Source organism: Paenibacillus darwinianus (genome assembly GCF_000598065.1).
Classification (GTDB): domain Bacteria; phylum Bacillota; class Bacilli; order Paenibacillales; family Paenibacillaceae; genus Paenibacillus_I; species Paenibacillus_I darwinianus.
Genome location: NZ_KK082131.1, coordinates 43,327 through 48,007 on the forward strand (window position 1 = coordinate 43,327; position 4,681 = coordinate 48,007).

Genomic DNA, 4,681 nt, shown 5'->3' on the forward strand with positions numbered 1-4,681 from the left:
GGGGAGCCGTATTTGCGGCTTGCAGCCGTCACGGCCGGCGGGGATGCGAACAAGGCGCTCGGCTATCTTGAGGCTTTCAGGGGCATTCATTCCTCCTCCTGCGAGGGCTATTACCGAATGGGCCGGATTTACAAAGCGCTTGGCCGCAAGTCGGAAGCGCGGCAGGCCTTTGAAGAAGCGCTGCACGTATACCGGAGCCTGCCCCGTTACAAGAAGCGCGAAGAGCGCGGCTGGGCGCTTCGCAGCTTTTGGGCCCGAAACGGCGTTTAACAGCTGAAGATCCTTTATACACGCTGAGGTTGTTTATAGGAAGAGGCCAACCAGAGTTTTCTGGTTGGCCTCTTTTTTATAAATGAAACCATTCTTCACAAATGCAAAAAATATTTATTTTTTATAGTTGGGGCTGAACAATTGAGACCATTTCGATGTCTTTTTAAACAAGAGCGAACAAGTAAGCTTACGACAGGGGGGCGGTGGCGATATTGCTATTGCGATGGAGCTATTTGGTTTATTAATGCCTTTATTCATGCCTTTATACGACAAAAAGAAGGGTGAGCATTTTGAACATCGATTTTGCTGTGTTTCAATTCATCAATCAGTTTGCAGGTAAACTGCATGGGGTGGACCAAATTGCAGTTTATTACTCGGAATATGGACCTTTATTGTTCGGCGCAATAGTGTTGATCATCTGGTTTGCAGACCGGTCTCGACAAACGAACGCCCGACAAGCAGTTCTGCTCGCGATTGCATCCGTCGGGGTGGCTCTTCTTCTTAACCAAATTATCGGACAGCTATATTTTCGGCCGCGACCATTTGCAGATCACCCTGTGACACTGCTGCTCGCAAAATCGGCTGATCCGTCCTTCCCCAGCGATCATGCGACCGGCTCGTTTGCTTTAGCATTAAGTATGCTGCTATTTTATCGCCGGCGTGTCGGCTATTTCATGATAGTCTTGGCTGCTTTGCTTGGATTGTCCAGAATCTATGTCGGCACTCACTATCCATTGGACATTCTCGGCGGTAACTTAACAGCGGCATTGGGCGTCTTTATGATGCTTGGGTTGCAGCGCCGCTTAATGCCTTTGTTGCACTGGATTGTCCAAAAGGTTAACCTGATGGAAGCTAAGCTGTTAAAAAAATCGATATAGGGATTGCTCTCTATGCTCATCTTTTGTCCGCCTATGATTCATTGACTACACTGATGCTCGCCGTTCGGAGGGAGTAAGAACCCATGTCCAGTAAACCTAAAATACTAATCTTATATGCCAAATTCGGGGACGGTCATTATCAGGTATCCAAAGCGTTACAGCAGCAATTTTTGGATACAGGGATTTATGATGTCCAACTGGTTGATTTGTTTGAAGAGGCCCACCCGCTGCTGAATTCAATTTCAAGGTTTATCTATTTGAAAAGCAACATGTACTTTCCTGGCTTTTACGGATGGAGTTATAACCTGACGACCGATATGAAGCCCGATCAATTTTTCGGAAAGTGGCTTCATTCCTTTGGCATGCGAACAATAAAGGAACTGCTGCAGAAGGAAAAACCGGACGCAGTGATTCATACTTTCCCCTTTTTGGCGATGAATCAATTTCGGCAAAATACGGGCAATCGAACGCCAAGCTTCACCGTCATTACGGACTATGTCTTGCATAATCGATGGATTCACTCCGAAACCGATCGGTATTTTGTGGCAACCGAAGAACTACAACAAGCATTGCTGCACAAAGGAGTGGCTAAAGAGCGGATCAGCGTAACGGGTATTCCGTTGCGCAGCGTCTTTGAAAAACCGATGGACAATGCTTGTATCTATCAAAAATATGGTCTGAATCGCCGAAAATCTTATGTCCTAATTTTAGCCGGAGCCTACGGGGTTTTGTCGGGTATCGACAAAATGATGAGGGAACTGATTGAACTAGATGCTAACCTTGCTTTCATCCTCATAACTGGTAAAAATCGGCGCCTTTACGATAAGTTCAATGCCCTTTTCTCTGGATACGACAATATCCATGTTCTTGGATATGTCGAAGGAATCCAGCAATTGATGTCTGTCTCTTCCTGTATCGTAACGAAGGCGGGAGCGATCACGTTAGCTGAAGCAATGGCGCTCAACGTCCCCGTTATCGTTTATCGTCCACTCCCGGGGCAAGAGAGAGGGAATGCGGAATATTGGGCGAAGCAAGGAACAGTGGGGATCGTCGAAGAGGTTGCAGCGCTCAAACAAGCCATCATGGTGCAAATGAAAAATGGCGAAAAGCGGGCTCGGGCAACTCAGTCAATGGGACGCACACCCGCTTCCGTTCAAATTGTTGAAGAAGTTTCGGAACGGATTCAAACGAAGAACATGCATGCACGAAAGATCGCGAGCCATTAGCAAGATGATGGAGGGCTCGACTGCAGCCGGCGCCGGCAGGACGGGAAATGGCTTCCTTACCGAATTTTTCGGCAAGGAAGCCATTTTTTTGGTATAATATAAGGACGCCTTAAAGGAAACGGTTCCGGGCATGAGGAAGGAGCAGGGTGCCATGACTGTCACGAACCGTTTGACCGACCAACAAACGGATGATCTGGAACGGGAGCTCGGCAAGCGTGCGGCGGACCCGATACTGCGAAGGGGCTACGATTACTATCGTGAGCGGCGCGTATTCGTAACCGAGGTTGTCGAAGGGAGCACGATCTACGGTGCGGTGAACGGAAGCGCCGTATACGCGGTGACGCTCGACACGGACGACTTCGCTTACAGCACATGCACATGCCCTTTCACGGGGTACTGCAAGCATATGGCTGCCGTTTTCTTTCAGTATATGGCATCGGCAGGGGAGGACGCCGACGCGGCTTTCATGCGAATGAACGGCGATGAGCGGCCCGGCAGCAGACGCGACAGAAGCGCGGCGCGGAACGAGTCGGCCGCATCGGAATCTTCAGGCGGTTCCGCCGATCTGCCTCCCTCGCTTACGGACGGCCCGCAGGCTTGGCGCTTGTGGCTCGAGCGGCATTACGGCGGCATATGGCAGCAATGCAAGCACTCGCTGCATCCGCTTCAGCCCATCCTGCAGGAGCTCAAGGGCAAAGCCAAAAACTGGCCGAGAAGCTTGCAGCGTCTGCATTGGCTGCATGCGACCGTCTTCGTGTTGGAGCAGGTAGAGCGGGCGTACGCCTCAACGGATGCCTACAATCGCTACTATTATGAAATGTCGTTCACCCGTTCGGTCGACCCTTGGATCGCCAATTTCAACGAGATGGTAGCCGAGCTGCATCCGGAAGCTTTGCCCGATGACGAGCGGGAATGGACGCTGTATCTGAACGATATCCTGCGGGATGCTTCCTTGAACGAAAATTATACACTGCTGCGTTGGGATTTCATGTATCACGTCCTTTGGGAGCGGATGGCCGGGCTGCCCGAATGGCGCAGGTCGGAGCGTGACAAGCTGACCGCGCTGCTGGCGGAGCAGGCCGCCGGCGGCAAGCAATCCGCGGCGCTGCATGCGGCGCTCGCTCATCTGGAATTTCGCGAGGGCGATAGCGGCGCGGCGATTGAGGCGCTCTCGCGGACGCCGTTCGAGCGGACCTCTCTTCTGGCCTATACGTTCGCCGGCCATTGCCTGGAGGAAGAGCGCTTCGACGCGCTTGGGGAGTGGCTGGATTTTATTCGTGACCGGCTTGCGGATTGCCGGAACGTCGCGCTGTTGCGGCCTTTTTTGAAGCTGTGCCGGGAAGCCGACATCAAACGGCCGGAATCGAATCGGTGGACACGGTTGATGACGGGACATTTGCCGTTCGCTTATCCCGAACTGTCCGCACATTGGCTGGAAAGAGGGAAGTATCAAGAGTGGGCCGACCTGCAGCTTTATATGGGCGTGCGGCCCGATGAACTGGACGCGCAGGATCTGCGCACTGTCGCGAAGGCGGAGCCGGGCCTGTTGATTCCGCTTTATCACCAGGCGGTGGACGAATCGATACAGTCCCGCAACCGCCAAGGCTACAGAACAGCGGTCAAGCTGTTGAAAAAACTCGAGAAGCTGTATCAATCGACCGGCAGGAGCGCGGTTTGGCCCAGGTATATCGGTCATGTTAACCGGAAGTATGCCAGGCTTCGCGCGCTGCAGGAGGAATTGAAGAAAGGAAAGCTTATCCTATGATCGGACCTGGAACGGCAGGGATGAAAGCGGCCGCCGGCAGAATGGGTACGGCGATCGGTGAGCTGGACGCATATTGGCTGCCGGGGGAGGGGCTGTGGCTGATTGCGCCTGAATGGAACGCGCCGCTGGAGCGGCTGCGGGGCATTCTTTTCGGCTGGCACGCCGCGTCCTGGTATGGGGAGAGCGTGGCCAGGCATCAGAAGGGAGCGTTCGAGGGGCTGCTGCTGTCGCCGCTTCTGGCGATGGATTATATGGCGGAGCCGGGCCACTCGCAGCTGATACAACTCAGCTGGAGCCCTCGGGCGGAGCTGCTTCGGCGGGCGGCGCAATGGATTCGGCAGGCGCTGCTGGCCGGCTGGTATGCGCCCGACCTGGCCGGCTGGTCGGAAGGGCGTCGGAGCTGGAGCGCTGCGGCTCCCGGCACGGAGGATGCGGCGCAGCGGCAGTGGACCGCTCTGATGAGCGAAGCGGCCGCCCTTGGATTGGTCGGCGTGGACGGCTGGCTCGGCGAAGCCGTAGAGGAGGTAGTCGCGGCTGAACCC

At 54.0% G+C, this 4,681-nt stretch carries 4 protein-coding genes and 1 pseudogene; all 5 read left to right on the forward strand.

The features are described 5' to 3' along the window. Nucleotides 1-270 (forward strand): tetratricopeptide repeat protein (locus BG52_RS02190; RefSeq protein ID WP_036580601.1); only part of this gene is annotated, 270 nt, incomplete at its 5' end. A gap of 290 nt (nt 271-560) precedes the next feature. After that, nucleotides 561-1,148 carry an undecaprenyl-diphosphatase gene (locus BG52_RS02195; RefSeq protein ID WP_051587613.1) on the forward strand — a complete coding sequence of 196 codons (588 nt, stop codon included), beginning with the start codon at nt 561-563 and terminating at the stop codon, nt 1,146-1,148. Between the two features lie 83 nt (nt 1,149-1,231). Further along, on the forward strand, nt 1,232-2,374 hold the full coding sequence (locus BG52_RS02200; RefSeq protein ID WP_051587612.1) for an MGDG synthase family glycosyltransferase: 1,143 nt from the start codon (nt 1,232-1,234) through the stop codon (nt 2,372-2,374). A gap of 151 nt (nt 2,375-2,525) precedes the next feature. Further along, the gene (locus BG52_RS02205) at nt 2,526-4,139 is read left to right on the forward strand and encodes an SWIM zinc finger family protein (RefSeq protein WP_036580604.1); all 1,614 of its coding nucleotides are present in this window, start codon (nt 2,526-2,528) and stop codon (nt 4,137-4,139) included. Then, nucleotides 4,136-4,681: pseudogene (locus tag BG52_RS15875) on the forward strand (hypothetical protein); the annotation flags it as partial. The gene BG52_RS02205 and the pseudogene BG52_RS15875, both read left to right, overlap by 4 nt.

What these genes read in the sequence shown, in the direction of transcription:
- BG52_RS02200 (WP_051587612.1), top strand. Translation starts at nt 1,232, where the DNA reads ATGTCCAGTAAACCTAAAATACTAATCTTATATGCCAAATTCGGGGAC.
- BG52_RS02205 (WP_036580604.1), top strand. Translation starts at nt 2,526, where the DNA reads ATGACTGTCACGAACCGTTTGACCGACCAACAAACGGATGATCTGGAA.